The organism is Okeania sp. (genome assembly GCF_983059655.1).
The window spans coordinates 1-5,030 of the sequence record NZ_CEZPJD010000599.1 but is presented as its reverse complement, the minus strand read 5'-3'; the positions used below and the strand labels follow the sequence as shown (position 1 = coordinate 5,030).

Genomic DNA, 5,030 nt, shown 5'->3' with positions numbered 1-5,030 from the left:
AATATCTCCCTTGAGAACGATATAATTCTGCCAAGTTGTTGAAGTCGGTGGCAAGATATGGATGATTTGATGGTAGAACTATTTTGTCAATTTCTATGGCTTGTAGGTACAAAGGTTCAGCTTCAGAATATCTTCCTTGAGATTCATATAAACCTGCCAAGTTGTTGAGGTGGGTGGCAAGAGATGGATGATTTGATGGTAGAGCAATTTTGTCTATTTCTATAGCTTGTTGGTACAAAGGTTCAGCTTCGGAATATCTCCCTTGAGAACGATATAAATTTGCCAAGTTGTTGAGACTGAAGGCAAGATAAGGATGATTTGATGGTAGGGCTATTTTGACAATTTCTATAGCTTGTTGGTACAAAGGTTCAACTTCGGAATATCTCCCTTGAGATTTGTATAAAAGTGCCAAGTTGTTGAGGTCTCTGGCAAGGGATGGATGATTTGATGGCAAGGCTATTTTGTCAATTTCTATAGCTTGTAGGTACAAAGGTTCAGCTTCAGAATATCTTCCTTGAGATTCATATAAACCTGCCAAGTTGTTGAGGTGGGTGGCAAGAGATGGATGATTTGATGGTAGAGCAATTTTGTCTATTTCTATAGCTTGTTGGTACAAAGGTTCAGCTTCGGAATATCTCCCTTGAGAACGATATAAATTTGCCAAGTTGTTGAGACTGAAGGCAAGATAAGGATGATTTGATGGTAGGGCTATTTTGACAATTTCTATAGCTTGTTGGTATAAAGGTTCAGCTTCGGAATATCTCCCTTGAGACTTATATAAAAGTGCCAGGTTGTTGAGGTAGGTGGCAAGTTCTTCCTCCACACCCAACTCTTGCTGCAAAGCTATTGCCTTCTGATAATATCCGATCGCCTTCTCTGCCTCCTCCTGATAATTTTCACATTCTCCACGTTCCACTCGACGCTCGAAAATCTTTCCCAAATTTCCATACAAAGTCACCAAACTAACATCCTTATCTCCCTTTTTCCGTTCAATATCTGCAATTAATTCTTGCAAGTCTGCCACTGGCAAAAAATGGGAGTCATCCTCATCTACCTCACCCCATCTTTCCGAAAAAAACTTATGTAAAAAATCCACATCCTGACTAGGAAGAGCTTGTTTCTGATGAGAAATAAACCGAAAAACTCCCTTGCGCCATGCCCAAAAGTCAGGAGCTTTTTTACTCAGGTTTGCTACCATTTGAAACGTTACCCATAGCACAATAGAAAAGGGAAATTGTCGAAAAGCTTCCCGCGTCCACTGTAAGTAACCAAAAAACTTTTCCTGTTCCGGTTTTTCCTCATCAAAAGCTAAAAAACGCAAACTTTCTGTACCAGTAACAGTAATCACAGCTTGCCTTTTTGCCTGTAAATATTCATCAGTTTCTACCAACTGAGAAATAGCCGCTCTGAGACTAGGTTCTCCCTTTGCCAATTGAACTCGATAACAAGGAATATTGGGAGATAATTCTGTTTCATATTTGTGAATTATTTCCTCTCGATATTGACTATAGTCACATACGGCAATCAGAATATTTAAGGATTGATAATTTGCCTGAATAGAAACAATTAAATCGTCATAATTATTTTGATTTTGCATCTTTTTTTTCTAGGGAATAGGGAATAGTTTATTAATGGATAATTGATAATGGATAATTGATAATTACCTCTGGTTAAAACTGTTCTTGATTCAATATAAGGAAAGATCATTTCTCTTCTTTCCTTTAAAAGGGCAGAAGGTTTTAAGCCAGAATTATTTAATTATTCATTATCATTTTCTTTATGGGTTTAATACCCCACCGTCACTCGCGTTGTTCAAAATTACTTGGGGGAGCGTAGACGCGGAGCGGCTTGTCAAAGACTATCCCCATATAATTTCCCTCCTGTCTCCTTCTTCAATAATTATTCATTATTAATTATTCATTATTCATTAATTCGCCTTTTCTTTGCAAAAGTTCGGTAACAATTGGATGGATGTCATACCATAGTTGAGCATTGCGATATTCTAGAACATATAACCCGTGCAATAAATCTAAAAAACGTTCTTCTTGAGGGTCTGCTGGCATAAAATCTTGATAAGTTTGCTGCAAAATTGCATAGTCTTTTGTGCCTATAGGAGTATCAAAATCAATACTAATATTAATTAGTGCTTCCTCTAATACTTCAGCATTAATTTTTATTTCTAAATCCTCCGGTCTGCGCCGAATTAACCTGAGACAAATTCGACAACATTCGTTAGTTATTCTGACTAATTCCCGCAATACTCCACCACTATAAACAATTATTTTATCCACAGTTTGTGGCTCTATTAATTCTGGAGAAATTCGTTTGTAAATTATGTTAGTTAGCATCTCTGTAGGTTCTGGTATTGGTACAGCATTAGGTAGACGACGTTCTCCCTGTTTAAAAAGTTTTGAAACGGGCATTGTCACAATTTGATTATTAGTTTCTGTACGCAAAGTTGAGATAGTACGGACTTCCCGCAAAGCCGAAATTGGCACAGTAAATATAATTATAAAATTAGGTTGAAATAATGCTTTGATATGTTCTTCATAAACCTGTCGTACCACAGCAAGGTCGATTTTATCTAAGTCATCAATAACTACCAATATTTCTTTTTCCGAAGCCGACTCTACTACAGCAGCAATTTCATTTATTCTAGCAATTAAATCAGAAATTTTGCGGAGAAATTCTTGTTTAATTTCCTCTCTAATAGTGGCATCAGCTTTTAACTTTCCAGTAATAATTTTAAATAAGTCAAAACCAGCAGTTCCTTCAACTTTAAATTCATCAGTTTCAGTTCTAGTTCGTTTAGCAAACCATTTATAAAATTGTTCTTTAGTAGAAGATTTAATTTTTACCTGTTGCTCTTGTGCTTTCTCCATTAAATGAACAGCGATCGCGAACAAAATATTAATATGATTAACATCAGACATTTCGATAGAGTCAGAAATAGAGAAAAATACCACAAAATATTTATCTTCTATCTGCCGACAAAATTCTGCTAAAAGAGTAGACTTGCCACATCCACGATGCCCGGCAAAAATTATTTTACTATCTCCAGAAGGACTATCTTCTACCAACTGTAGTAACTCTTCAATAGTTTCAGTACCATATTCGACCCGAAACTTTGCTAGTGCTTTTGGTGTTAGCAATGGTAGAAGTTCCAGGTTTCTGTAAGCTTCCCGAAATGACTCTAATAAATTATCCATTGGACTCTAATTTTTTTCCTCTTTAAATTTATACTATTTAGGGTTTGCTGAAAAAGTCTTTTAGAGGATATCTAAAAAGTTGTTTAATACTGAATTTTGCCCCCCTAACCCCCCAATTCTGGGGGGAACAAGAATCCATTAACTGGTAAAAGTCCCACAATTTTGGGGGCACGTGATCTAGCAAATGAGACTTCTCAGAATTAGCCTGAGAAACGCTATAAATTTTTTTCTTGCTGTTAAGTCTTCTTGCTTCTTGCTTCTTCCCTCTTCCTTCTTCCTTCTTCAGTTGACAAATTAAGATTAATTATGATAATAAACTATTTTGTACACTGATAACTGTTAACTGATAACTGATATGACATCCCTAACTGCCGAACAATACAAACAGAAAATGCAGCGCCGCAAAGAAGTACAAGAACAACGAGTATCTCAAGCTGCTAGCGAAAAAGGCTTAATTATTGTCAATACTGGCAACGGCAAAGGCAAAACTACGGCAGCGTTGGGTATGGTTATTCGCTCTTTGGGTCATGGTTATCGAGTCGCAATAGTTCAATTTATTAAAGGTGCTTGGGAACCCTCAGAAAAATCTGTGTTTACAAAATGGGGCGAACAAGTATCTTTTGATGCTTTGGGAGAAGGTTTTACTTGGGAGACTCAAGACCGCGATCGCGATATTCAAAAAGTTTATGAAGCTTGGAATTTGGCTTTATCTTATATCCGTAACCCAGATTTTAAATTAGTATTACTTGATGAGGTGAATGTTAGTTTGAAATTGGGTTATTTAAAGTTAGAAGACTTGTTGGCTGGCTTAGAAGAGAAACCAGAAGATTGTCATGTTATTCTTACTGGTAGGGGTGCCCCTCCAGAATTAATTGAAAGGGCTGATTTAGTTACAGAAATGAAAATGATTAAGCATCCTTTTAGAGAGCAAGGTGTGAGGGCGCAAGCCGGTATTGAATATTAATATTTGCAAAGAGCAAATTTGGAGTTTGATTTAGTTATTAACCAGAGGTAATTATCAATTATCAATTAATGAAATTACAAAGCAAAATTTTGATGGTTAGTTTGGCAAGTACTTAATATCCTGGCATCATTTTCACTAACACGGTCGATCCAATGATATTTTTGTAAATCTACTATGTAATCAGAAGCACTATTATCATAACTATCTACAACTTTTACATCTAAGCTATTTTGCTCATAAATTCCATAAAAGCAATAAAAAGCTGAATGAGGTAAATAAACAGCGCCTATGACTTTACCACTTTGTAGCTTGAATACAAAATACTCATTCTGAATTTGCTCTGGCTGTGGAGACTGACCAAAAAGGTAAATTCCATCACTCAGCAATGTACGATCGTCATCTGTTTTTGAAGAAAACTTGGGCCTTTCTTCTTTATATTTAAGAGAAATAGTTTTATACTGTACTATTGGCCTATCTACTGAATTATAGGTCAATATTAAGTAGGTGGCGATCGCCACTAACCTAAAAATCACGAATATTACTTAATTGTTATCTACACCATTATCATATCTTTATAAAAGGGTAAATATCTATTCTTTTAACAATTTGTGTTAGTTTCTCAACTATTAACAACTGTTAACAAAGTTTTTTGTCAAATATAGCGCTATACAAATAGGGCGCGGACATTTTTATATTCTTCTACTCCCTATTTCCTACCCCTTTTTCACTAAAATTTATTATTATATAGAGTTGGGTTGAAAAATTCCTTTTATTGCACTTAATTATTCGTCACATTCTTTTTTCGGCATTGCTGAATTAAGGTATGAAAGTAGGTTTATAGGGAACAGGGAACAGGG

Annotated in this window: 4 protein-coding genes; 1 reads left to right on the top strand and 3 read right to left on the bottom strand. The window is 35.7% G+C overall.

The features are described from left to right. Together AC3DU7_RS24930 and AC3DU7_RS24925 are read right to left on the bottom strand one after the other, a co-directional pair. On the bottom strand, positions 1–1,597 hold a 1,597-nt coding region (locus AC3DU7_RS24930; protein ID WP_488041987.1), incomplete at its 3' end, for a tetratricopeptide repeat protein. Positions 1,598–1,913: 316 nt separating this feature from the next. Then, positions 1,914–3,209, bottom strand: coding sequence for an ATP-binding protein (locus AC3DU7_RS24925; protein WP_488041986.1), 1,296 nt, complete (start codon positions 3,207–3,209; stop codon positions 1,914–1,916). A gap of 355 nt (positions 3,210–3,564) precedes the next feature. On the opposite strand from AC3DU7_RS24925, the gene cobO reads away from it, so the two are divergent. After that, positions 3,565–4,173, top strand: coding sequence for a cob(I)yrinic acid a,c-diamide adenosyltransferase (cobO, locus tag AC3DU7_RS24920; protein WP_488041985.1), 609 nt, complete (start codon positions 3,565–3,567; stop codon positions 4,171–4,173). A 74-nt stretch (positions 4,174–4,247) separates the two neighbouring features. Here the strand turns inward: cobO and AC3DU7_RS24915 are convergent, their stop codons facing one another. Then, positions 4,248–4,706: a hypothetical protein gene (locus AC3DU7_RS24915; RefSeq protein ID WP_488041984.1), complete on the bottom strand. Its 459-nt coding sequence runs from the start codon at positions 4,704–4,706 to the stop codon at positions 4,248–4,250. Between the last annotated feature and the right edge of the window lie 324 nt (positions 4,707–5,030).